General features: G+C 39.2%; 19 protein-coding genes. 4 read left to right on the top strand and 15 right to left on the bottom strand.

Annotated elements, in window-relative coordinates; genetic code table 11:
- Positions 1–305: 305 nt before the first annotated feature.
- From ACZ9AO_RS14425 to ACZ9AO_RS14410, 4 genes are all read right to left on the bottom strand, one after another.
- Positions 306–740: a DMT family transporter gene (locus tag ACZ9AO_RS14425; RefSeq protein WP_098865135.1), complete on the bottom strand. Its 435-nt coding sequence runs from the start codon at positions 738–740 to the stop codon at positions 306–308.
- A gap of 155 nt (positions 741–895) precedes the next feature.
- Entirely contained in the window at positions 896–1474 is a 579-nt protein-coding gene (locus ACZ9AO_RS14420; protein WP_251539898.1) for a GNAT family N-acetyltransferase, read from the bottom strand.
- A 64-nt stretch (positions 1475–1538) separates the two neighbouring features.
- The gene (locus ACZ9AO_RS14415) at positions 1539–2198 is read right to left on the bottom strand and encodes an NAD(P)/FAD-dependent oxidoreductase (protein WP_476109318.1); all 660 of its coding nucleotides are present in this window, start codon (positions 2196–2198) and stop codon (positions 1539–1541) included.
- A 242-nt stretch (positions 2199–2440) separates the two neighbouring features.
- Positions 2441–2764, bottom strand: a complete 324-nt coding sequence (locus ACZ9AO_RS14410; protein WP_251539900.1) for an FAD-dependent oxidoreductase — start codon at positions 2762–2764, stop codon at positions 2441–2443.
- Positions 2765–3101: 337 nt separating this feature from the next.
- Here ACZ9AO_RS14410 and ACZ9AO_RS14405 point away from each other — a divergent pair, with 337 nt between their 5' ends.
- From ACZ9AO_RS14405 to ACZ9AO_RS14395, 3 genes are all read left to right on the top strand, one after another.
- The gene (locus tag ACZ9AO_RS14405; RefSeq protein ID WP_476109317.1) at positions 3102–3731 is read left to right on the top strand and encodes a CAP domain-containing protein; all 630 of its coding nucleotides are present in this window, start codon (positions 3102–3104) and stop codon (positions 3729–3731) included.
- Positions 3732–4018: 287 nt separating this feature from the next.
- Entirely contained in the window at positions 4019–4900 is an 882-nt protein-coding gene (locus ACZ9AO_RS14400; protein WP_476109316.1) for a helix-turn-helix domain-containing protein, read from the top strand.
- A gap of 423 nt (positions 4901–5323) precedes the next feature.
- The gene (locus ACZ9AO_RS14395; protein ID WP_251539903.1) at positions 5324–5923 is read left to right on the top strand and encodes an exonuclease domain-containing protein; all 600 of its coding nucleotides are present in this window, start codon (positions 5324–5326) and stop codon (positions 5921–5923) included.
- Between the two features lie 532 nt (positions 5924–6455).
- On the opposite strand, the gene ACZ9AO_RS14390 is transcribed toward ACZ9AO_RS14395, so the two are convergent.
- The 8 genes from ACZ9AO_RS14390 to ACZ9AO_RS14355 all read right to left on the bottom strand — a co-directional run bounded on the left by ACZ9AO_RS14390 (position 6456) and on the right by ACZ9AO_RS14355 (position 19581).
- Positions 6456–8852 (bottom strand): YhgE/Pip family protein, encoded by a 2397-nt coding sequence (locus ACZ9AO_RS14390; RefSeq protein ID WP_476109315.1) that lies wholly within the window; start codon positions 8850–8852, stop codon positions 6456–6458.
- A 417-nt stretch (positions 8853–9269) separates the two neighbouring features.
- A complete protein-coding gene (locus tag ACZ9AO_RS14385; RefSeq protein ID WP_054395689.1) occupies positions 9270–10268 on the bottom strand; it encodes an NAD(P)H-dependent flavin oxidoreductase in 999 nt (332 codons plus the stop codon).
- Between the two features lie 172 nt (positions 10269–10440).
- Complete coding sequence (locus tag ACZ9AO_RS14380) at positions 10441–11184, bottom strand: Cof-type HAD-IIB family hydrolase (RefSeq protein WP_176474892.1); 744 nt, start codon at positions 11182–11184, stop codon at positions 10441–10443.
- 167 nt (positions 11185–11351) lie between these two features.
- A complete protein-coding gene (locus tag ACZ9AO_RS14375; RefSeq protein WP_048679638.1) occupies positions 11352–12347 on the bottom strand; it encodes a cation diffusion facilitator family transporter in 996 nt (331 codons plus the stop codon).
- Between the two features lie 265 nt (positions 12348–12612).
- Positions 12613–13365 (bottom strand): hypothetical protein, encoded by a 753-nt coding sequence (locus tag ACZ9AO_RS14370; RefSeq protein ID WP_318292483.1) that lies wholly within the window; start codon positions 13363–13365, stop codon positions 12613–12615.
- A gap of 779 nt (positions 13366–14144) precedes the next feature.
- Complete coding sequence (locus ACZ9AO_RS14365) at positions 14145–15563, bottom strand: amino acid permease (RefSeq protein WP_251540202.1); 1419 nt, start codon at positions 15561–15563, stop codon at positions 14145–14147.
- Positions 15564–16362: 799 nt separating this feature from the next.
- Positions 16363–17508, bottom strand: coding sequence for a histidine kinase N-terminal domain-containing protein (locus ACZ9AO_RS14360; RefSeq protein ID WP_251539908.1), 1146 nt, complete (start codon positions 17506–17508; stop codon positions 16363–16365).
- 240 nt (positions 17509–17748) lie between these two features.
- Positions 17749–19581: a sigma-54-dependent Fis family transcriptional regulator gene (locus ACZ9AO_RS14355; RefSeq protein ID WP_063593683.1), complete on the bottom strand. Its 1833-nt coding sequence runs from the start codon at positions 19579–19581 to the stop codon at positions 17749–17751.
- Positions 19582–20074: 493 nt separating this feature from the next.
- Between ACZ9AO_RS14355 and ACZ9AO_RS14350 the strand changes: the two genes are divergently transcribed.
- The gene (locus ACZ9AO_RS14350) at positions 20075–21556 is read left to right on the top strand and encodes an aldehyde dehydrogenase family protein (protein WP_251539910.1); all 1482 of its coding nucleotides are present in this window, start codon (positions 20075–20077) and stop codon (positions 21554–21556) included.
- Between the two features lie 191 nt (positions 21557–21747).
- Here the strand turns inward: ACZ9AO_RS14350 and ACZ9AO_RS14345 are convergent, their stop codons facing one another.
- The 3 genes from ACZ9AO_RS14345 to ACZ9AO_RS14335 all read right to left on the bottom strand — a co-directional run bounded on the left by ACZ9AO_RS14345 (position 21748) and on the right by ACZ9AO_RS14335 (position 25345).
- Positions 21748–22452 (bottom strand): TerC family protein, encoded by a 705-nt coding sequence (locus ACZ9AO_RS14345; protein ID WP_053535188.1) that lies wholly within the window; start codon positions 22450–22452, stop codon positions 21748–21750.
- Between the two features lie 324 nt (positions 22453–22776).
- The gene (locus ACZ9AO_RS14340) at positions 22777–24264 is read right to left on the bottom strand and encodes a tagaturonate reductase (protein WP_476109314.1); all 1488 of its coding nucleotides are present in this window, start codon (positions 24262–24264) and stop codon (positions 22777–22779) included.
- Positions 24265–24331: 67 nt separating this feature from the next.
- Positions 24332–25345 (bottom strand): zinc-binding alcohol dehydrogenase family protein, encoded by a 1014-nt coding sequence (locus ACZ9AO_RS14335; RefSeq protein ID WP_251539912.1) that lies wholly within the window; start codon positions 25343–25345, stop codon positions 24332–24334.
- Positions 25346–25349: the final 4 nt, after the last annotated feature.

Below are 25349 nucleotides of genomic sequence, written 5' to 3'. Positions count from 1 at the left end.
ATGATCACCTAAAAGGACTTCCGACTTCCAGGTGTTTTTACAAACCCCTCTAAATCAGTATTCATATAGGTTCTCTTGTCTATTTATTTCTAAATATTCTAATAATTCATATCAGGTTGATTACTAAGACAACTTTCCTAGCAAAACCATCCCTTCTCAAATAAAATATTTTAGCAGGATAATGCATTACTTCGTTAAAATATTTAGTTCTCTTTAATCAATCTCCAAATAATAGGCATTAACTATAGGAGAATAGAAATATTCCCCTATATATACCCGTCGTTTCAATGAAAAGTGCCCCTTCTTCATTTATGATTAAACAAATATAATGACACAAAAAGTAAACAAATTCCTGCCACCTTTTTCGCATCCAATGGGATGCGTACGCCTCCAAATAAACCGAAATGGTCAATGACTGCCCCAATAATTATCTGGCCTGCTATAACCCCGACCAATGCCGGTGCCACTCCAATCCGAGGCACGACCAATACGATCACAATGACATAAATAGCCCCTAACAGTCCGCCTGTTAATTGCCATTTGGGTACAGACGCGATGGCAGAAATATTTCCATTTCCCGCAAACAAAACAATAAATAATAAAGCGAGAGTCCCGATTCCAAACGAAATGAAGGAAGCTTCAATGACCCCCACTTTTTTTCCTAATCCACCATTGATTTGTCCTTGTATGGCAATGGTGATTCCGCCCAGGACCGCAAGCAACGGAAATAATATCTTCACAATGATTTTGCTCCTTTTTATGTCCATCCGGACTGATTAATGAATTCGCATACCATTTTAACATGAAAAATATGTATATTGTCCTTTACTGATATAAAATCATCTGCAAATAAAAAAACTGGCACTTTGGGCCAGCTGCAATCTTCTATACCAAACTAAAATCTATATGATTCCTGAACACTTTGTTGCCTTAACTGGCAATACTCCGTATTCAACAAGGAAAATACCAGGGCATCATGCGACTGATCACGAAGAAATAGATAACTTCTGAGGCTGCCTTCCTCTTTGAATCCAAATTTCTTCAGAAGGTTTCTGGATGCAATATTATCCTTGAAAGTTAAAGCGGCGATTCTGTTTAGTCTCAATTCTTCAAAGCAATAGCGCAATACTTCATTGACAGCTTCAGACGTAAAGTGTTTCCTCCAATATTCAGGATGGATTTCATATCCTATTTCGGCGCGTTTGTTGGCTAGGCTCAATTGATGCAGGCCAACAGTACCGATGAATTTGCCTGAATCCTTTAGAATGACTCCCCACCGCATCCCTCGTTTGTTTATATAAGCACTTTTAAACGAGTCGATTAAGCGGCGGGCATCTTCTACTAGAGTTAAACTTTCAATCCCATCATATTGGGTCACTTCATCTTTAGAGAGGATTTCAAACAGACTCTCGGCATGATGGTGACCTATTTCGATTAAATTCAGCCTTTCTGTTTCCAATTCCTTAAACCACATCGAAGAATCCCTCCGTATATTCAGCTGTCTACTTAATTCGATTCATGATGAAGAGATACCTGTCTTAATGGACAATACTTTTTGAAAAATGCCTTTCCTTAACGTACAATGCAGAGTCCTCATGTCCTCCCTTTGTAATCAAATCCCTGATGATATGGGAAAGGATGACACTGTAAACCGTCCCGTTCCCGCCATAACCCAATAAGAAGTAGCAATTAGGATGGTCAGGATACATTCCTATTGTCGGTAAACCATCATGGGTCTCACCAAAAAAAGCTCCCCAATAATAATCAGCCCAGATCCGATTCTCTAATTCTGGAAACAGATTGACAAGCTGCTTTATTAATTTATCTCTTTTGTTCAAAATCATTGAATCCCTTTTCTCCAGATAACCGGTCGATTCATCAAGGTCACCAATGATAATTCGATTGTCAGGAGTTTTTCTTGCATATAAATAAGGCCGTGCCGTTTCCCAAATCATCATATTATCATGCCATTTAGCTTGATCGGCTATTTGATTTGTTGCTATGGCATATGAACTGAGAATCACTGCATTTTTATCCTTCACTTCTTCTTGGGCTTCATAACCAATTGCGAAGAAGACCGTCTGTGCATGTACCGTGTGACCCGTTTCGGTAAATAACTGGGTTTGATTCTCTATCTTTTCATTGATTTTTGTTGTTGCATAGACACGTACGCCTTTCGAAACAGCCTTTTCAATCAATAAATGTGCATGTTTATAAGGATTGATTTCAGCATCATTATCTGGACCAGCGCTCCTGCTTTCGGAAACGAAAATTTCCGGTTAATCTCTTTTTCAGAATGATATTCAACAGGGAAATTGCGGGTTTTAAGATTCCTATATTCTTCTTTAAGCTTAGAAACGTGCATGGAATTGGATGCATAGTACAAGCTTTTTCTAATTTTAAAGTCCGGATTTTCCTTTAAACTTGGAACGACCTCTTTCTAAAGTGTCCGAATGGCGTCCAAACGAAGCTGAACATGCCGGTCCCAGCTTCTTCCCCAAAACTTATGAATGAGGGAAGTTAATGTTTTATCATTTGAAAACTGTAAAAGTCCAGTATTCGCAACCGTACTTCCTTCACTTATATCCCGTTTATCGATCAGGACGACATTCAGACCAGTCTCTGCCAAAAAATAGGCAAAGTGTGCCCCTGATGAACCGATCCCTACTATACAAACATCACATGAAAGGTCTTCCTCCAACATGGGATATTTTCTCGCTTCAAATGTATATTTCCAAAACACTTTCCCTGCCTTTAAATCCATACAAGCTCCACTCTTGTAATAATTAATTAGTTTCATCCTTTTTAGTTCCATATAACTATATCGTTTTGATGTACTTATTATTTACCCTGACAAACATAGCCTGCAAACGTAAAATGATTCTTTTTTTCCAGAAATCCATCATTCCAATTTATCAAATAGACCTATGATTTGGATTTACCATATAATCTGCCAAGTCATATGTACCCGTATTATGTATATTCTCATACTATCCCTTTTTCCTAGTCCTATAAAGAATGAGAATGAGCTAATTTTACACAAAACTATTTTTATAGGATACTATACTTCCAATCCAGATATTCTACTAGGAGGAATTAAAATGAAGAAAATCATCCTTTTATCCGCACTGTCACTATCACTTCTATCTCCAAAAGTCGCTTTGGGAGCCAATACTTACGAGGTGGCAGAAGGAGATACCTTAACGAAAATCGCTTCTGAATATGATGTCAGCATTGACGAATTACTTAAATCGAACTCTGCTATAAACGATGCAAATCAAATTCGAATCGGACAAACCATAAATCTTCCCGAATCATCCAATACCACGGTTAATCGCAAAGAAAGTCAATCAGTTGAACAGCAGGTCCTTAGTTTAGTTAATGAAGAACGTGTAAAATCGGGCCTCCCTTCACTTAAAATGGATACAGCCATTTCCAACGTAGCCGTTCTAAAATCTGAAGATATGCGTGATAATAATTATTTCAATCATACAAGCCCCAGTTATGGATCGCCTTTCGATATGATGAAATCCTTTGGAATCAGTTACGAGTATGCAGGGGAAAATATCGCAGCAGGTCAACCTAGTGCGGATGCTGTCATGAAATCATGGATGAACAGCCCCGGACATAAGGCGAATATCCTTAACAAAAACTATACGCACATTGGAATCGGGCATGTAACTGGAGGGAAATACGCCCACTATTGGACCCAACAATTCATTGGAAATTAAAAGCTTTAGAGGCGGCAGATTGCCGCCTCTTTTTATTTATTCTTATATTCCAAGTCTCATGATTGCTATTATCAATGATTATATACCTTTCTCACTTTATATCGAAAAGACGTAATTTCAGTTTGATCGCTTCAATAAGAAAACGTTCTTCGTTATTTTTTAGTTGGATGGTACCCAAGGAATACACGTAAAGTAGTTATATCATACTATCTTTCAATTATCTTACTGATAAAAATTAAATTATGTTAAAATAGAATTCTAGATATAGGTACAAAGGGGCAATTGTAATGAAAATAGAGGTTGGCTCTGTTATCAACGAATTACGAATAAAACAAAATCTTACAAGAGAAGAACTGGCTAAGGATATATGTGAACCTAATGCCCTGACAGATTATGAAAGAAGCATCACTTCTCCAACCATTGATGAATTGGCACTTTTTGCGGATAAACTTAAAGTTGATCTGCCGTATTTCTTCACTACTAAAAATGAACCGATTTATAATTACATAGAAACCATTAAACTTTTGATTAACAAATACAAACGGACACGTAATTATGAAGCAATTTATGAAATCGTCCAAAAAGAAATGGCAACTGCACCGGAAAAATCGATATCATTTTATCAATTCTTAAAATGGCATGAAGGTATCTCTTTTTTTCATTTGTACAATGACAAACAAAAGGCTATAGAATTGTTGAATGAGGCCATGCAGATTACCATGGGTAAACGGGTCATTCTTCATCAACAGGAAATAGAAGTTTTAAATAGTATCGGGATCATCCATTTTAAAACGAAAAATTATGAAGAGGCCATCACCATCTTCAATGAAGCACTGGAATTTATCGAGAATATTCCCCATGTGAATCAGGAAGGTACCATTATCGTGAAGATCATTCATGGATTAGCACAAACATTGACTGAACTCCATTATTATCAGGAATCATTAAATTATACTCTTAAAGGGATCAACATTTGTAATTCGATAGAATCATTATATTTATATGCGGAACTCCATCTTTTAACTGGTAAGAATCTGGTTCAGCTGCAACAACCTGAAGAAGGACTGCACTATATAAAGCAATCCAAAAACATTTTCAGTCTTCAAAAAAACGAAGAATTCGTACAAATTGCCGAAAATGAATTGGAAAACATTTTGCACTGCATATGAATATGGATAAAAAAGATAGAGATGCTTATAATCTCTATCTCAGTAGACAAAAGGGGTTCTATCTAAATTTTTAAACATAGTTGATTGGAGCGGGTGTGCGAGACTCCTGCGGGAATAGCAGTCCAAGGGAGACCCCACAGGCGCAAGTGCGCCGAGGGCGGACCGGCCGCGGAAAGCGAGTGCCTGAAGTGGAAATTAACGTCCAAATCTGTATAAGCAAAAAAACAGTAGACAAATTCGATTTTCATCAAGTTTGTCTACTGTCTAAGATAGAGATTGCTTAAAAATCTCTATCTTTTTTTAGTATCGTTAGTTCACCCTTCCCTTCAATATTTCAAATCCTTTAAAACGATCATAATGCTTTCAATAGCCATTCTATGTCAGCTATAATAGAAGAATGTAACCCAACTGGAGGAAAAAAAATTGACTAATAGATTAGGTTTAGTACTGGACGTAGAAACAACTGGTTTACGTCCCTCTTCAGATGAAATTATCGAGCTTGCCCTTATACTCTTTACATACAGCAGTGAAACAGGGGAAATCATTAATCTTATTGATCAAGAATCATTTTTAAGGGAGCCTCTCTCCTATGGAGCAAGAAGGAATTATGATCAAGCATACAGAATTCATGGAATTCCATACAGCTCCGTAGAAGGAAAGAGTTTTCATGATGAAAAAATTAAAACCTTCATTGACCGTACCGATTCGATTTTCGCACATAATGCTTCTTTCGATAGAAGTTTTCTCTACCAAATGTATCCGGAAATCAATGATCAAAAGTGGTACTGTACGATGCGTAATGTACCTTGGAAGCAATATGGATTTGAGAATAGTAAACTCTTAACATTACTGCAGGCACATAATATCACTAATTTTCAAACACACAGGGCCATGGACGATATATCTTACCTAATGGAGCTTATGAGAAAACCAGGTCCTTCTGGTGATCCTTATTTAAAGGATGTCATTGCAAAAAATCCAATGAAGAAATATGCACCTGCTTCCCAAAAGACAAGGGTATAAAAGCTGTTTAAATACTTTTACGCTCTTTTACAGGTTGCGCCATAGTTTTGTCACTATAATCGTTTTTTGACATCTTCCCTTTCCTTGTGAACAGGAAGCGCTTGGCACATATATTCAGGTTTTTAATAGCGACTCATGACGGGTACCTGTTTCAGTTTGTAGACAATGGGGTTCGGAATTAAAAAATTCAGAACCCCCTTTGAAATATGTTTAGAAAGGATCCTCCTCACCTCAGCTTTTAAAATTATTTTTTAAAACAATAAAGACTTTAGGCAAAGGGTTCTATCTAAAAGTTAAAACAAAGTTGATTGGAGCGGAGGGTGCGAGACTCCTGCGGGAAAAGCGCGTCTAGGGGAGACCCCGCAGGCGTAAAGGCGCCGAGGAGGCTCCTGGACCGCCCGCGGAAAGCGAGTGTCCGAAGCGGAAATCAACGTCTAAATTGTACACCCATAAAATACTGTAAACAAACTCACTTTCCTCGAATTTGTCTACAGTCTGAAACAGCGACCCAGATGGGTCGCTGTTTTTTTGATCATTGTGCAGTTGCTTCTTCCTGATTTTCATTCAATGTGCCGTTCATTTTCTTATACCGATAAATAAAGTAAAGAAGTGATAAGATTAATGCCGTAACGAGGAATATCGCCAATATGGCAAGATTATGCCACATGAAGCTATAATCTCCTGTTGAGATGACAGCACGAAAAGCATTAATGGAATAAGTCATCGGCAGGAACGGTGTGAATCCTTGCAAGAAACCAGGTACTAATTCATTGGGGAATGTTCCGCCACTGCTGGTCAGTTGGAGAATCAAAATCAATAATGCTATGAACCGGCCTGGATTGTCAAAGGCTGAACCCAGGAACTGAATGATTGCCATGAATGTGCAGCTAGCAAGAATGCTTACTGCAAAAAACAGCGGCAGGCTCGTAACATTGATTCCAAGGCCCAAAATTAAAATCGAGTCCACCAATATGGCTTGACAGATTCCTATGAGTGCCATGACGCTGTATTTACTAATAAACCAGCTAAATCCACTCGCAGGTATAACAGCAGGATCTCTTAACGGGAAAATGATCGTGAGAACGATAGCCCCGATAAATAAACTTAATGAAATTAAATACGGTGCAAAACTAGTGCCATAGTTCGGTACATTATTAATTGGTAATTTATCTACTTTAACTGGGCTTGCAAACATGTCATAAACTTCTTCATTGGATTTGATCTTGCCTGCTTCATTTGCCCCGTCATTCAATTCGTCATGTAATTCTGCAGATCCATCTGAAAGTTTGGCGATTCCATCTTGTAACTTAATGGCTCCATTCGCCAGTTCTCCCATACCGCTAGTTAGGCTGTTTGAACCCTCCTTCAATCTATCCGTTCCTGTAACCAGACCTTTCGAACCTTCGGAAAGCTGTGAGGTTCCACTTGATAATTGCTTGGAGCCATCTTCAAGCTGATCAAGCCCGCTTACCAAGTTATTGCTGCCTTCCGTTAATTGTCCAAGTCCACTCTGCGCTGAATCTATACTTTCGCCAAATGTTGTCAAACCAGACACCAATTGACCTTGGCCATTTTTCAGTTCATTCGCCCCATTGGCGAGTTTATCCTGAGCTTGCTTCAATTGCGTGAATCCGCCGCTTAACGCACTAGTGCCTTCACTTAACTGATTGGCTCCATCACTAAGGCTATTTGAGCCTTTAGCAATTTCGGTTGCACTGGCCGATAGTTTTCCCACTCCTTCAGATACTCCTTTACTACCTTCACTGATGCGTGTTAGAGAAGAAATCACTCCCTCCAAACGCGCTTTCTCTGCAGGATCATCCGTAGCTTCAGATTGTTGTTCCAATCCGGAAATAACCTCATCCAAACCTGCCGAAACTTCAGATGCCCCCGCTTTTGCTTCGTTCGATGCTGCAATCCATTCAGACAATGAACCTGAAAGCTGGGCGGCACCAGCCGCTACACCATTTGCCCCCTCAGTCAAAGCGGGCAGCTTTTCATCTATTTGATTGAAGCCCTCTAATGACTGCTGCAATCCAGAGGCCAATTCACCAGTTCCCGCTTCAGATTTCTTTGCCCCTTGCAAAAGCTCGGATTGACCATCTTTCATTTGCCCAACACCAGAGCTGAACTGTTGTAACCCTTGATTAAGTTCCTTTGATCCTGCAGCTGCCGAACCGACCCCATTCGAAAAGGTCAATGATTTTTCAGCTAATTTTTCCAGGTTTTCATGGATTTCGACAGAACCTGAATGAAGGGAGTCAATTCCTTCATCCACTTTTTTGGAACCTTCTTTAGCTGAGATAATCCCTTCACCCAGTTCACTGGAGCCGTTTTTCACTGTATCTGTTCCGTCTTTCAATTCTCCAGCTCCATCACTGGCACTTTTGAGTCCGTCAGTCACTTCGTTCAAATTATCGAACATTGACTCCGCATAGGTTTTCGTAACCGCCGACGAAACCTCCCCTTTGATTCTCTCCGAAGCTGCATCACCTATTTTAGTGGATATATAATTGAACCCTTCATTGGACGTATAAATTAAATCAAGTTTTTTCGGACTGTCCTCCTGCAAGGTCGTTGCATTCTTCGAAAAGTTTTTCGGAATTTCTATTTTCATGTAATAATCTTGATTTTCCAGGCCTTCATTGGCTTCTTTTTGACTGACGAAATGCCAATCGAAATCCTTCTTTTCCTTTAACTCCTTGACTAAATCTTTTCCTATTGTAAGTTCCGTTTCATTGAACTCCGCACCCTCATCCAAATTGACAATGGCTACAGGCAATTGATCCACCTTACCATATGGATCCCAAAATGCCCAAAGGAATGTGCCGCTATATAATAAAGGAATCAGTATGATCCCTATTATGGAAATGAGTATCATAGGATGTTTTATTATGGCTAAAAATTCACCCTTTAAAGATTTTAACACGCCTACCAAGCCCTCCTATACGACGAATATGCCGTTTATTTAATCTATCTCGGTGAAAACGGATGAAAGAATACAAAATTAAGTCATATGCTTCTGCAATGTAAATTTAAAATTAAAATTCTTCATCTTCACCTAAATATATATTACTTTTTAAACAATTAATAATATATGACTAGATTGTTCATTTGGTCATTATCACGAAAATAATATAACATTTATCCATCTTTTTATCAATATTTTTTCACAGCGATACATCCTATATATTCTGCTGCTTTTATCTTTAAATCTATTTAGATTGCCTTTTAAGCTGAAAATACTTTATGAATTAGCTCTGATATTACATGGCAAAAAAGGGTACCCATAATGGATACCCTTTTTATTAGCTATATTAGCATAATTAAATAAAGCGCTTTCATATCATTTCGATATAATTCCTTTTAATTTTTCCGCCTGCCCGGTCAATTTATTCAAGGACTCCTGATACTCTTTTTCTAATTGTTTTATGATGCCTGCAGCGGTATCTATTTTTTTAATCGCCCCCACACCATGACCCGCTGACCAAATATCACGCCACGCTTTAGATTCAGACGATTTGGACATGCTGTCAAAATCGACTTTTTCTTTTTTGGCTAATTGTTCTGGGTCCAATCCTTCCTTCCTTATGCTCGGTTTAAGCATATTACAATTAACGCCTGAAAATGCATCAGTCAAGATGATGTCATCATGGTCAGAATCGACAAGCATTTCACGATATTCATCATTTGCCCTGCTCTCTTTCGCCACGATAAAACGTGTACCCATATATGCAAGATCCGCTCCTGCCGCCTGAGCTGCCAAAATACTGTGACCAGTACTGATCGATCCGGCGAGCAAAATGATTCCGTCCCAGAATGTCCTAACGCTGTCCACGAAAGCAAAGCTATTTATGTCACCAGCATGACCGCCTGCTCCCGCAGCAACCAAGATCAATCCGTCCACACCTGACTCCGCAGCTTTCTTTGCAAAATCCACAGAGCTGACATCCGAAAAGACCAACCCGCCATAGCTATGTACGACATCCACCACATGTTTTGGTGAACCTAATGATGTAATGACGATGGGAGGCTGATGCTTTTTAACCAATTCCAACTCTTCTTCAAGCCGGCTATATGTACGGTGAACAACCATATTCATTGCCCATGGGGCTATCTTTGAGCCTGGTTCTTTATCCTTTGCTGCAAACAATGTATCGTTTATGTCACCCATCCATTGATCTAGTACCTCTATCGGCCGCGCATTCGGTGCTGGAAAAGAGCCGATCACCCCATTCAAACAGCATTCTTTCACTAACTCAGGACCGGATATTAAAAACATAGGTGCTGAGATAACTGGTAAAGTTAATTGATTCCACCACTGTTCAGGCAAACTACTTGTCATCCTTATACCTCCCATTATTAATATATTACCAAAATATAACACTACAAGATTATCATACTTCTAAAAGACACAATTTTCAAGAAATTAATTCAGCAGCTAAAATTTAATTGTCATGCAGCGCCATTTAAATAAAAAAACTGTATATGGAATACGTCCCATATACAGTTTCGATTCAATTTGAAAGCACCCATTTCCGAATGGCCTTAGCTACACCATCTTCTTCGTTTGTCGCTGTAATCCAATCTGCTTTTTCTTTCACAATTTCTTGGGCATTTCCCATTGCCACGCCCACTTTTGCTTCAGAAATCATCGCAAGGTCATTTAGGCTGTCACCCACTGCCATTACATTTTCCATGGTAATGTCGAGCAATGAACATACGAGCTTTATCGCTTTCGCTTTATTGACGCCCATGGCATTCACTTCAATATTCGTTGGGCTTGAATTGCTTATTTCAAAGGTTCCTTTTGATACCAGTTCATCCATGATGATTTGGCGGATGCTTTCATCATTTGTATCAAAACCGAATTTAAGCCATTGCGAATCATGGATTTTTTCAGGCATTTCAGCCCTGTAAATATTATCGCAGCTAATGGCCCAAAAATGTGTACCATGTTTTTGGCTTAATTCCCACATCCATTGTATGGATTCACTATCGACGATATTCCTTTCAACCAGTTTTCCTTGGTTATCGTAAATTTCGCTTCCGTTTACTGTAATGAGGTATGATTGGAGTTCCATTGACTTTGCAAAATCACTGCACGTCGCATAGGATCTTCCTGTGCTCAATACCACAAAAACCCCTTGATTTTCGGCTTCTTTTATCGCTCTCCGATTTTCTTCAGATATCTCTCCAGCCTTATTGAGAAGCGTGCCATCCATATCAAGTGCAACTAGCTTAATATTTTGTTTCTCCATTCTTATTCACCCTTCCATAGACCTTCTTTATGTAACTAAGTCCATGATAGCTTATAATGCATACCCAAGGAAAGTACGTGATGAATTGAACAGGCATTATCATTAGTGTCATGATTTATAATCACACAATTATCCTGATCATGACACTTAGTATTTTGCCAATATTTCTACTCGCTGTCTTTTTTCATTTCATTCAATTCTTTTTTTATCTGACCTTCCCATTTTGGGATACCATCATTTTCATCAAATTCTATAATGACATCCGTTACCCCTCTTTCCTTTAATATCTGATTAAACAGCCGATCTTTAATGTCGTCCGCCTGTGCGATTGAAATATGGGGATCCAGTTCAACTTCAAGTTCAACATGAAAGTCTTCCCCTTCTTTTATTACGGCCAGTTTCTGTATATCCCTTACGTCTGCATCATCCATGACCATCGTTCCAATTTTTTGCCGCATTTCAATATCGGCTTCCCCAAGAGCACCTGCAGCATTGTCAAGAAAAACCCTTCCAACCACATAAAACATACCAAGACCGATCATGACGGAAGCAACTCCTTCCGCCTGGATAAAAGGCGTGAAGTTTGCTAATAAAATGGCAATTATCGCAAGTACGCCGCCACCGGTCGCAACCATATCTTCCATAAATACTAATTTCGTCGCTGGTTTTGCCCTTTTTAAACCAGAAAAGCTCTTGAATATGACGGCTGCCCCTTTAGCTTCGATGCCAGTCTCATGGACCACTTCTTTCATCGCTTTAAATAATACATATGATTCCAACACAACCGCTAACGAAAGGACGGACAAGTTAATAAGGATACCAGTTGATTCTGCAGGGTGTAAAATGTGATGGAACCCTTCTTTAATCGTTTCATAAGACATGATCCCGACAACCAATACTGCCCCTAGTAATACAAGGTTAACCAAACGTCCAAAACCATCAGGGAATCGATCAGTTGGTGACTTTTTACTTAGTGCGGAACCAATGAAGACGAAAAACTGATTCGCAGCATCGCCCAAAGTATGTAAAGTTTCTGCGAACATAGCGACATTTCCTGTCATGAAATAGGCAATCCCCTTTAGCACTGCGATGATACTATTCACACAGGCAGCAATGAACGCCGATTTATTACCTTGTTTCAATAATCTAAATAATTCTTTCATATAAAAATCCCCCCTTATCTTTTTTATAAATGCATGATCATAATGTATTATCCCCAACACTGGAAAATATGAAACCACAAACCCAAAACCAATACGATTGGAGAAAGGTTATAAGTTGTATCTCCCACAAACGAATATATTCCAGTGGTGGACGCATCTATTCTAATAAGTTCAGGTAATCATTCATTTCTTTAGATGCCTGAATACGGCAAAAAAAAAGGAGTAAGCGGCGGCTTACTCCATATCATCCAATAACTTCGTGTGTTTATCCTTCTTTTTTCACTAACTTGGATGGATTATTTACTTTATAGCGTATTTCTTTATTGTATTTTTTGTCGACCACTTTTCCATCAAATTCGATTGCGTCTCCTTCTTCGAGCTCAGCTTTTTTTAATGTCTTGCTATATCCACACCAAGCATCGCCGATAGTCAATTCAGGCTCCGTTGTCACTTTGACATTCTCCAAGAGTATGACTTCATCTTCTTCACCAGTGAAATGGTTCATTTTTGCCGCGAACTCCTTGACGGTCGCGGTGAAATGCACTTTTTCCCCAGGCAAGTCCAGCTTAGGTTTTGCTGTCGTTTTTTTAGTTTTGGTTTTTGCCTTTTTTGGTTCTTCACTTGGCTGATCGGCGTTTTCCGTAATTGGTGCTTCATCCACCTGCTCAGTTTCACTTGAAACTGCAGCTGTTTCGGAAACCGGGCCACTCAACAGTTCTTTTCCGAAACTGGAGCTTTGCATTTCCTTTAAATAGGAAGGGTTAATGCAGCTAAGCTTACCATTTTCAAATTGAACGACTACAGTGTCAAGTCCGTTGCCATATTGTTCATAACCTGCCAATTTGACTTTTGCTTGAAAACTTCCGCTTTTATATAATAGTTCTCTTTTAACCGAACGGGCAGTGAATAATTTCCATTCCAATCCTTTAGCGATATAGTCCGTATCATCTAAAAAAGGGATATACTCTCCTTTTGGTGCAATATAATGAATCAAACCTTCAGCTGGAGTTTCAGCCACAGTCACCACTCCTAATCTTTTCTATAGATTATATTCTAGCAAAGGATTTCAAAGTTGCAAATGAATGAGTATCATAATTGATCAGAGCGGGTGGCAGTCATGGTTACGATCATACATAAACGCCCTCATGAAATGAATGCATTCATTTTTGGAACCAGAAAAAAAGCTGCCCACTAAGGGCAGCCCAGGCTGTAGACAAATTCAAATGAGCCTTTGCCTGCAATTTTATATTTAAATAAAGTTCCAGTTGATTTCAGAAATCCGCTCCCTTTCCACCAAGCCTCATCAAAGCAGGCGCCTGTCGGATTTCGGCAAGCCAGTTATTCGGCAGGATTGTTGCAAATTCCTTCTATCAAGTGAGGATGGTTTCATAAAACAGTAAAAACCATGAAGTAAAACTAGTCTTTAACATGGTTCGGGATGAGACCAACCTACAGTTTTTTCTAAAAAAACAATCCAGTTGATTGGAGCGGGTGTTCGAGACTCCTGCGGGAAAAGCGCGTCCAAGGGAAACCACACAGGCGCAAAGAGCGCCGCTGAGGCTCCCGGGACCGCCCGCGGAAAGCGAGTGCCTAGAGTGGAAATCAACGTTCAAAGTGTACAAACCCCGAAAAAAAGTAAAAAACATGAAGGATAACTTAGTCTACTTTTAAAATCATGGTTTGGGAAGAGACTATTTCGAAACCCCTATAGTCGACAAACGGAGCTGCCCACTAAAGGCAGTCTTTTATTAGAATAGGCAATCTTTTTTCTCTATACGGACAAAATGACTACATTCCTCACCCTTCCTTAACGTGGATATTTTTTAGTTTTCCTTCTTGTTCAGCAGCAATTACGTTTTTCTTATGATAAAACAGAAAGTATGACCCAATAACTAGAATCGTGAGAAGGGTTGTAAGAAAGAATTGCAATCTCATGGAATCAATAAACGCCTGAGCAACGAATATAATAAATAAGACGGCAATGGTCGCATAGGTTAAATAAGGGAATAGCCACATTTTCACTTTGAGTGTCCCGGGATTTTCTTTTTCCGTCTTTTTCCGTAAATATAGATGAGAAAAGGCGATAAAGATATACATGATCATCGTGACTCCTCCCGAGCTGTTTGCGAGAAAAGCAAACAATTTATCAGGGGAAACAAATTTAAATGTCGTGAACACATAAGCAAAGAAAACACTTGCCATTAACGCCCAAATCGGGATTCCCCGCTTATTCACTCGGGAAAGGATTTTGGGTGCATCACCTTTTTTTGATAAAGAATATAACATACGAGAGCTTGTATATAGGCCAGAATTCAAAACAGAAAGCAATGAAGTGAAGATTACGATATTCATGATTTGACCCGCTGCCGGCAGGCCTGCCATGTCAAATACGCTGGCATAGGGGGTTTTCAGTAAATCTTCAGCACCTTGGGGGATTACGAGAACCAACACGGTCACTGAACCAACAAAGAAAAGAAGAAGACGCCATACGACACTGTTTATGGCTCTAATAATGTTTTTTTCAGGGTTTTCAGACTCTCCTGCAGCAATGGCAGCTACCTCACTTCCCGATAAAGAGAAAGTGATGAATATCACACTAAGAAGGACAGGCAGAAAACCTTTTGGTAAAAATCCTCCCTCTCCAGTAATGTTTGAAAGGCCTGGTGAATCAAATCCCGGAACCAATCCAAAAATCATGGCGGCACCAAGGAAGAGGAATATTACAATGGCAGCCACTTTCATGAAAGCTAACCAGTATTCAAATTCCCCATAAGCTTTGACTGAATAGATATTCGTAATCGTCATTAATATAGGGAAGGATAGACTGGCAGCCCACATAGGTATACCAGGAAACCAATCATGAATCATAGTTCCCAATAACGTAGTTTCAATAGCAATGATGATAACCCAGTTGAACCAGTATAGCCAGCCGATTGTGTACCCGGCCCAAGGACCGAATGCTTGATGTGCATATGTTGAGAAGGATCCGCTATCAGGATTTACAACAGCCATTTCACCCAGCATACGCATTATAAGCACGATCATCAATCCTGCGATTATATACGATAAAATCGCACCAGGTCCTGCTGAATCAATTATGGTTCCGCTTCCGATAAATAGTCCTGCCCCAATTACCCCGCCAATAGAAATCATTGTGACATGCCTGGTCTTGAGACCATGTTTCAATTCATTTGTTTGAAGTGCCACTATTGTCACCATCCTTTAAAACTGTCAATTTACCGTTTTGTAAGCAGTAAACCACTGCTCATGGGTACCCTAGTAGAAATCTTTCATTCAAAAAAACAATGTTTACAGTCCTATCCCCGTTTCATCATTAGTTTTAATGAGGCCAAATTCACAATCGTTATATGTATATTGCGCAGCGTATATTCTATTGACCGGTAATGCATTTCTATTTATACTCTCTCTTTACTACCATCAGCCCCTCAATGAATTACACGGAAAGTACAATGGTTGTTGATTTTTCACTTTCGCTTTTTGTTGAGTGAAGTTCTTTTATGAAAAAAAACCAGCTCTTATTCTTTCTTTCCTCACTCTTCTTTTTTTATAAAAGCACCCTCCCTCACTAAAATTTCTTACCTATATAAAAATAAAAGCAATATCCATGCCAAAAAAAGGATAGTTATTTAATTAGGGTTTAACGCTTTTATGGATTAAAAACGATTCATTGTTGCATCATAAATGCATTTTTTGATTCATATATTAATTATTGACCCCTTTTCGATTCACAATTGAATTAAAAAAATGACAATTTAACTGATTTCTTTTTAGATTTCGACACCGTTATATACCGAAAAATAACAGAGATAAAAAGAAGATGCCAAAAACCAAATTATGATTTTGCATCTTCCAAATATATTTATTTTCATTGAATGATTTTATGTAAAATACCGGCAGATCCGAAACGGTCTTTCCTATTAATCAAAAATCTGTACATGAAAAATAACGATATGTATACTATATTGCTATATGAAAAGTCACTATATGATATGTATTAAACCCTTATAAGCTCATTCTGGACTTTAGGGAAATGGATGCTGAATGTGGTTAAATTTTCATTGGAGACACAATTCATGTATCCATCATTACTTTCAATGATCTTTTTACATACGTATAACCCAATTCCCGTTCCTAACTCTTTCGTCGTGACAAAAGGTTCAAAAATAGATTCAATCAATTCACTGGCAATGGCCGGTCCATTATTTGAAATTCTAATTATTCTCTCATTCGCCTCGATTAAAGAGTTTATCCTCAAAATTCTTGGATGTTCCTTATCCTTTAAGGCATCAATCGAATTTATAAAAAGATTCAAGAACACTTGTTTCAATCCATCCTTGCTCGCTGTCATGACGAAGTTTGGATAAATATCTATTTCCACATTAACACTGGCATCCACAATATTTGCATAAGTCAGTTCTTGTATTTCTTCAATTAGCTTTAACACTGAAATTTCCTCTCTTTGTTCCTCATTAAAATCTGATTTAGAGGTATGGAGGAATTGGGTTATCCTGAAATTCAACTGATTTAACTCATAATCAATGATATCCAAATATTTCAAATCTGGGTTCTCCCTCTTCAGTAATTTATTGAACCCCATGATAGCTGTAAGAGGATTTCGGAATTCATGTACAAAGCTTGATGATATCTGGCCCAATACCGCTAATTTATCTTTGTGGTTTTCACTTATATAAGACTTTTTTTCCTCAATCACTTCATTTGTAAGATTCGTATATCTCGTTACTGCATGGTAGCTGAACGTATCAAAGTGCAAGTTGATGTCATTAATGAATTTCTGCATATAATTAATCGGGATATTTGCCCCAAAAAGATTTCTGATTATGATATTTCTCCCCAAATTGATATTATATAGAAAATCCCCAATGTTGATATTCGCTTCAAGACGTTCTTTTGCAACCTGGTAAGCCAATTTAACCAGCACATCTTCAGACAGTACTTCCTTGAACGTTTGGATCACCAGTGAGTACATTCCATAACCATTTTCTTTAATCTTTTCTTTGTAGGGGTCTATTTCATTGATCTTAATAGTCTCGTTCCATTCATTTAAAAACTCAGATTCTTTTTCTTCCAAATATTGAATCAATACAAATTTATACTTCTTATGTTCAGATGACAACTTCATACTATTGACCACACATCCCCTTACGGAAATTTAGATACTATATCAATAATATCATTCTATATGAGATTTTGATTTCCTGCACTTCATTATTTATAGTAGTGAAATGTAGCTTATAAGGAGACAAGGTATGCTGGTTCGCATATAGTTACTTGCAATAACAAGAACCGACCAAATCAGGTCGGGAATCTGAGATTTCCAAAGGAAACTCATCATTCATGTTTTTTATATACTAAGGAACTCTTACTTTTGAAAGTTGATTCCATATTTTTTCATTTTTCTATAAAGCGTATTTCGGCCGATGTCGAGTTGTTTCGCGGCGTTACTGATATTTCCACTTGTTCGTTCCAATGCATTTCTGATAAGCTGGGTTTCTTGTTCTTGAAAGTTTCTTGGTTCTCGATCGGCAATTGCCCCTTCCTCATTTGTAATGGAAGAAACAGGACAAAGTGCCACAAGCATGTCCCTTGTAATCGGGCCCTTATCAGCTAGGAATGCAGCCTGTCCGAGAACGTTTTGCAATTCACGGAAATTTCCTGGCCACGAATATTCCAAAATGAATGTTTTAGCTTCGACTGTTAGTTCGGTATATTCGCTCTTATAAGGTAAATCCGCTAAAATGTATTCTGCTAAGAGCAATAAATCTTTACGACTCCTCAGATTTGGAAGTTTTAAAGATAATCCACAAAGGCGGAAAAATAAATCTGCACGGAATTCTCCAGCTTCCATTTCTTTTTGTAAGTCTTTGTTGGTGGCAGCAATGACCCTGACATCGATTGGAATGGAAGCATGTCCGCCGACACGCGTCACACTTCGTTCCTGAAGCACACGGAGCAGAGACGCTTGAGCTTGAAGCGGCATGTCCCCGATTTCATCCAAAAACAGGGTTCCTCCATCTGCAGCTTCGAACTTCCCCTTATGCCCGCCGCTTTTTGCTCCAGTAAAGGCACCCTTTTCATACCCAAATAACTCACTTTCCAATAAGTTTTCAGGAATTGCGCTGCAATTGACGGCGATGAAAGGCTTATCACTTCTTAAGCTATACCCATGAATGGATTGGGCGAACAGTTCTTTTCCCGTTCCGCTTTCTCCAGTGATTAGCAGGCTGATATCAAGCGCTGAAGCTCTTTTAGCAATGGATATGGTTTGATTCATTTGCGGATCATTACTTATTATATCGGTAAATTGATAACGATTGGTTGTTAATCCATCAATCAATTTCTGTTTTTTTAACCGTACTATCACGGATGATTGATGTTCCATATTTTTGCCAAGGGTTTGAACCAAGAATTCCTGGTCTTTAATCGAAACCCTCCGCTCTAGAACAAGTGGGTCTGTTCCTGATACAATATTCGATACCTGTTTTTCCAATGTGCCGATAACATGTGACGCCGCTGAATTGAGATCTGTAACTTTCCCCTCTTTATCAAGGGTAATTAACGGATCAGGGTATGAGTCATATATAAAATAAAGGTTTTTCTCCCTTTTTTGTGTATGGGACAACAAGAGTGCTTGTTTGATGCTATCAGCCACCCTCTGAACTAAGCTAATGGAAAAAGGATGATAATTCTGTTGATGACTGCTTAAGTTCAAAACTCCAAGCAGGTGCCCATCAGGGTGATAAATGGGCGATGCGGCACAAGTAAGGAAATGGTTATCCTGATGAAAGTGTTGACTGCCATGAATCAATACAGGGTTCTTCTCCACTATGGCTGTTCCTATTGCATTTGTTCCTTTTGATTCTTCTAGCCAATTGGCCCCTTTTCTTAAGGAAACATTATCTGCATGGCGGATGAAAGCTGGATCCCCAACTGTTTCGATGATATATCCTTCAGGAGCAGCAAGTAATAAAATGGACTCCAAACCATTAATCGAATGATAAACTTCTTCTAAAATGGGAGAAGAATGGTACAGGAGTTCCGCATATCGATCGTGGTATTCGGCCAACTCAAAAGCACCAAGCATATCTTCCTTATCCATCATGCTTGGCTGAAGTCCCTTCGAAATGCACCGCTGCCATGATTCTTGAATAAATGCCGGTATGGTTCCTTTATCCGCGCTTATATTAACAGACATTGAATAATCCTCCCGTATGTATAATCAAGTAAATCGGCTTCTTTTTTTTATTCAATTTCATTAATGAAACTTTAAGAGATCCAAAGTTTCAGAGCATTAAGGGTTCGTTCCTTCAATTTAATTATAACAGAAAATTCAGATATCCACCAAAATGAAAACAAGCATATGTGAACTACTAAACTTTTTTGTTCCATATTGGAACACCTGTCTGTTCCAATATGGAACAGTGAGGCACCTTCCCTTTTCCCTCCATCACCTTCTTAACTGATTTCATCGGTTTTTTTTTATGGCATCAGTCTTGCATAATTACAAGTCGAGATATTGATTCCTTTTGATAAAGGGGGGAAAGAAAGAAATCAAGATAGTCAGAATTACTGCAAGTCTGCCAAGGGGAATTGGATAAAAAACATAATAGTATGCCTGATCCTTTTACTTAGAGCCATTGTCCAAACAGATATCGAACATATAATCCAATAGAAAAGGGGTATTATACATGGAACAAACTATAAAACTCAATCCACGTGTGCAAGAATTCTTGAAGGGCACTAAAAAGCTTTTGATAAATGGGGAGTTGGTGGAAGCTGCTTCAGGAAAAACCTTTGAGACTCTCGATCCTTCAAACGGCAAGGTTTTAGCGGTTGTGAGTGAAGCGGGTCCGGAAGATGTAGATAAAGCAGTCAAAGCAGCCCGTACGGCTTTCGACAAAGGTCCTTGGAAAAAAATGAGTGCATCGGAACGTAGTCGTCTCATTTATAAATTAGCGGACCTCATGGAGGAACATAAAGAGGCGTTAGCGCAATTGGATACCCTGGATAATGGCAAGCCAATTGGCGAAACCACTAATGCCGATGTCCCCCTTGCAATCGATCACTTCCGTTATTATGCGGGATGGACCACTAAGATAGTAGGACAAACAATACCTGTTGCTGGGAATTACTTCAATTATACCCGTCATGAAGCGGTGGGAGTGGTAGGACAGATTATCCCTTGGAATTTCCCTCTCCTTATGGCCGCATGGAAATTAGGCGCAGCCCTTGCCACCGGATGTACGATCGTTTTAAAACCAGCGGAGCAAACGCCGCTTTCAGCCTTATATTTAGGACAATTGGCGCTTGAAGCAGGTTTTCCTCCTGGCGTTCTCAATGTCATACCTGGATTTGGTGAAACAGCAGGGTCACCGCTTGTAGACCATCCAGAAGTCGATAAAATTGCCTTTACCGGTTCAACCTCAGTAGGCAAAATGATCATGCGCCAAGCTTCGGGAACCGTGAAAAAAATCTCGTTGGAATTAGGCGGGAAATCACCTAATATCATTTTACCGGATGCAGATATGAGTAAAGCCATTCCTGGAGCTTTAATGGGCATCATGTTTAATCAAGGACAAGTTTGCTGTGCCGGTTCCCGCCTGTATATTCAAAAGAAATCCTATGATAACGTGGTAGCTGACTTAGTGTCCCATGCAAAAAACATTAAACAAGGTGCCGGTCTTGATCCATCTACCCAGATAGGGCCTTTGGTATCCAGTGAACAAATGGAAAGAGTCGGCGGTTATATTGAAAAAGGAAAGTCTGAAGGAGCTGAAGTGGTTACCGGGGGTAATTACGGACAAGGAGAGGGTTATTTTGTAACGCCTACAATATTTGCAGGCGTTGAAGACGAAATGACAATCGCTAAAGAGGAAATCTTCGGTCCTGTTGTAGCTGCCATGCCTTTTGACGATTTGGATGATGTGATAAACCGTGCAAATAACTCAGAATATGGATTGGCTGCAGGTTTATGGACACAAGATGTAAAAAAAGCCCATTATGTGGCTAATGAATTAAAAGCAGGTACAGTTTGGGTAAACTGCTATAACGCATTTGATGCAGCTTCTCCATTTGGCGGTTATAAACAAAGTGGAATCGGTCGGGAAATGGGCAGTTATGCTTTGGATAATTATACGGAAGTCAAAAGTGTCTGGATTAACTTAAACTAAAATAACAGAGTGAACGCTCCATATGCTCATTTGGCTAAGATATCATGATTGAAGTGCATGTTATCGTTTGCTAATTCGCAAAAGGATGTACCAAAGTGCGGACTTTGGTACGTCCCTTTTCTTGTTTTGTACTTATATGGCATAGACAAAAAGAAGAGACCTTTCATTTTCGAAAGGTCTCTTTATATCCATCATCCATTACGTTCAATTTGCATTTTTTCTCTGTTTGCTTTTTCTTTTTCGATATTTTTCTGTCTTGAAATCCCGGCAAACAGGATTCCAATAACCACTATCGCTTCAAATCCATATTTAATGAATGGATTTGCAAAGTAGTCGTGCATGAAAGGTTCAGCTACGATCATTTTAGCAGCTGTCCAGCCTAGTATTCCCGCACCAATTATTATGATGAATGGGAAGCGTTCAATCAGTTTCAGGATCAAAGTGCTTCCATACATAACTACTGGAATTGATACAAGTAAACCGATTACCACTAAAGTGAAGTTACCATGAGAAGCACCTGCAACAGCTAGGACATTGTCCAATCCCATCAATGCATCTGCAATAATGATGGTTTTTATAGCAGCCCACATCGAGTCTGCAGGCTTCACATCATGTTCTTCTTCATCGATAAGGAGCTTATAAGCAATCCATACAAGAAGTAATCCCCCTATTAAATGCAGTCCTGGCACCTCTAATAGCCAAACAACCAACAGCGTTGCGATGATCCTTATCACTATTGCCCCGACCGCTCCCCAAATTATCACCTTTTTTTGCTGTTCTTTCGGAAGCTTTCTTGCAGCCAATCCAATAAGGATTGCATTATCACCGGCTAGAACCAAATCTATCATAATGATCGCTAAAAGTCCTGAAATGAATTCACCTGTTAAAAAATCCAACACAATTTCCTCCTTTTTCACAAAAATAAAGAGACCTCTGCCAAATATGGCAAAGGTCTCGCTAAGCACTAAATGAATTAGGCCAATAAAGCCGGTGGGATTCCCACGTAATGACGACTTTATTTCAGGTTATCCCTGACGCTACTCCCCTTCACGGGAATATAAGAATATGTAATTCTTTTAATATCTTTTCATTAGGAAACTAACAAGAAAAAATATCACTTATCCAGTATACCAAAAATACAAATAAAATAAAGAAAAAAATAAGAGATAGGGAGAATATTCATGAAATTAATTTTACTAAAATCCTTTCAAAGGCTAATTTCAGTCGATCATCCCTTCTAGATATTGGCATAATTCGTTTCCTAGGTTCGGGATACCGCTCAAATCCTTCCCCCATAGATATTGATTACTTAAGGTCGCCTCTATCAATTGTCTAAGCGGGATTAGCCCCCTCTCATAATTAAGCCATTGTTCACTGAAAAATTCAATTGTCTTTATATCTTCTCTAACGACATAATCTTTACCCGCAAAGCTTTTACCAAGATAAGTCCCCTTCATTTCATTAACCCTATAAAATCGGATCAGGCCCGAAAAACCTCTTACGATACAGTCGGGCAGCGTGCCTTTCGACCTTTGATATTCCTCTAAGGTAGGCAGGAGACGAACTTTGAACTTAGAAATGCTATTCAGCGAAATATCGGTCAGGAGGTGATGTACAAAAGGATTCTTAAATCGCTCAAGAACACTTTCCCCATATAGCTTCATCTCATTTTGATCAAAGGGTAATGAAGGAATTATTTCCTTTTCGATGGCATTGCTCAGAAATTGGTTGAATTCCGGATGATCGATTGCCTGTTTCACTTCTTCCAATCCAGATAAAATCCCTAAAGGAGCCAACAAGGTATGTGAACCATTAAGTATCCGTACCTTCCTCATTTGATATGGCGTTAAATCTTTTACCCAACGCACATTCAATCCGGATTTTCGTAAAGGAAGACGTTGATCAATACTAGGGTCACCTTCAATAGCCCATAAATGGTAGGGTTCTGCCGTATTTAGCAGAGTATCCTTATATCCCCATGCCGCAAATAGTTTTTCTGACTCATTGGCTGGGAACCCTGTAACGATTCGGTCTACAAGCGAGTTTAGGAAGAGATTGTCCCGGTCCACCCAATCAATGAATGACTTGGGTAAATCCCAATCCCTGCCATGCTTAAGAACACATTGCTTCAAAGAATCACCATTTCTCTCTAAAAGCTCACATGGAAGCATGATCAATCCTTTTTTCGCATCTCCATTGAAATGCAGATAACGGTGATACAAAAAAGCAGTCAGTTTTCCTGGAAAAGATTCCATCGGCTTTCCTTCTTCCAAAGGTATCGGCTGATATTTGATTCCTGCTTCAGTCGTGTTGGAAACTACAAATTCCAATTCAGGATTTTCTGATAGTGCTAAAAATTCGATCCATTCTTCATATGGATCAATTGCCTTCGAAAAAACGGAAATGATCTCTGTACTTTCCACTTTCTCCCCTTGGTGAAAACCACGTAACATTAATGTATACAGTCCATCTTGCCGCTTCACTTCTTCTATTTTCCCTTTACCGGCGGGCCGAGGCTGGGTAACTGCAATGCTTCCCCTGAAATGACCTTGTTTATTACACTCATGAATCATCCAATCAAAGAAGCCCCGAAGAAAATTCCCCTCACCAATCTGCAATACTTTTATGGGGAAATCCATCTTAAGTGAGGATTGGACAGCTTTTGTATCTTTACTCAAACGCTTTAGTTGACTTTTATTTATGTTCAATGATAAAAGAACTCCTTTCTTATTGAAATATCCAATTCAGAGTGCGAACTAAAAGCATACCTAATGCTTATATTTCGACAATCGCCTTGATCACTTTAGCTTCAGGAGTTAACCACCCTTCAAATTGATTGATCATTTCATCCATATGTGTGCGGTGTGTAATATACTGGCTCATATCCAGCTTGTCATTCTTCAGCGTATTCACGACATAATCAAAGTCTTCCTTTGTTGCATTACGGCTTCCCATCAATGTAAGCTCTTTACTGTGGAATTCAGGATCATTGAAGGTAATATCCGCTTTAACTAAACCTACATAAATCAATCTTCCCCCGTGAGCAGGATATTTAAATGACTCCATCATTGACTTAGCATTACCTGTAGCATCAAATACCACGCTTGGCATATCTCCATTCGTCAATTGGGCCAATTTCTCCATTGGATTCTCCATAACGTTAAAAGTATAATCGGCATTTGCCCATTTGCCAGCAAACGCAAGGCGTTCATCATTTACATCCATTGCGATCACCTTCGCACCCTGTTCTTTAGCGAATGCCATGACTCCCAAACCAATGGGACCAGCACCAATTACTAGTGCAAATTCCCCTTTATGAATAGCGGCGCGCCTGACTGCGTGAGCCCCGATACTTAAAGGCTCTATCATTGCGGATTGATCAAGTGTGAGACCTTCTGTTTTCACCAAATGATTATAAGGAACCGTAATCCACTCACTCATGCCTCCTTCAGCATGTACACCCAACACTTTCATATCCGTACAACAGTTCGTTTTTCCAGTTCTGCAAGCCAAGCATTTTCTACATTCCATATAGGGGATGATCGATACCTGATCCCCGACACTAAGCCCTGATTCATTTTCCGGTATGGACTCAATTAAACCGGATAATTCATGGCCAAGTATTCGAGGATAGCTAAAAAAGGGCTGATTACCTCCATAGGCATGGATATCCGTACCGCATATACCTATACGTCGCACACGAATCAAAGCTTCCCCTGAGTTTGGAATAGGTTTTTCCGATTCGATCATCTTAAATTCAAAAGGTTGTTCACAAACGATACTTTTCACTGAA

This window comes from Peribacillus sp. TE19612 (assembly GCF_056279465.1).
Note: the sequence above shows the minus strand (reverse complement) of the source record. Positions and strands in the feature narration are given on the sequence as shown.

What these genes read in the sequence shown, in the direction of transcription:
- ACZ9AO_RS14420 (WP_251539898.1), bottom strand. Translation starts at nt 1,474, where the DNA reads ATGTGGTTTAAGGAATTGGAAACAGAAAGGCTGAATTTAATCGAAATA.
- ACZ9AO_RS14410 (WP_251539900.1), bottom strand. Translation starts at nt 2,764, where the DNA reads ATGGATTTAAAGGCAGGGAAAGTGTTTTGGAAATATACATTTGAAGCG.
- ACZ9AO_RS14405 (WP_476109317.1), top strand. Translation starts at nt 3,102, where the DNA reads ATGAAGAAAATCATCCTTTTATCCGCACTGTCACTATCACTTCTATCT.
- ACZ9AO_RS14400 (WP_476109316.1), top strand. Translation starts at nt 4,019, where the DNA reads ATGAAAATAGAGGTTGGCTCTGTTATCAACGAATTACGAATAAAACAA.
- ACZ9AO_RS14385 (WP_054395689.1), bottom strand. Translation starts at nt 10,268, where the DNA reads ATGACAAGTAGTTTGCCTGAACAGTGGTGGAATCAATTAACTTTACCA.
- ACZ9AO_RS14380 (WP_176474892.1), bottom strand. Translation starts at nt 11,184, where the DNA reads ATGGAGAAACAAAATATTAAGCTAGTTGCACTTGATATGGATGGCACG.
- ACZ9AO_RS14375 (WP_048679638.1), bottom strand. Translation starts at nt 12,347, where the DNA reads ATGAAAGAATTATTTAGATTATTGAAACAAGGTAATAAATCGGCGTTC.
- ACZ9AO_RS14360 (WP_251539908.1), bottom strand. Translation starts at nt 17,508, where the DNA reads ATGAAGTTGTCATCTGAACATAAGAAGTATAAATTTGTATTGATTCAA.
- ACZ9AO_RS14355 (WP_063593683.1), bottom strand. Translation starts at nt 19,581, where the DNA reads ATGTCTGTTAATATAAGCGCGGATAAAGGAACCATACCGGCATTTATT.
- ACZ9AO_RS14350 (WP_251539910.1), top strand. Translation starts at nt 20,075, where the DNA reads ATGGAACAAACTATAAAACTCAATCCACGTGTGCAAGAATTCTTGAAG.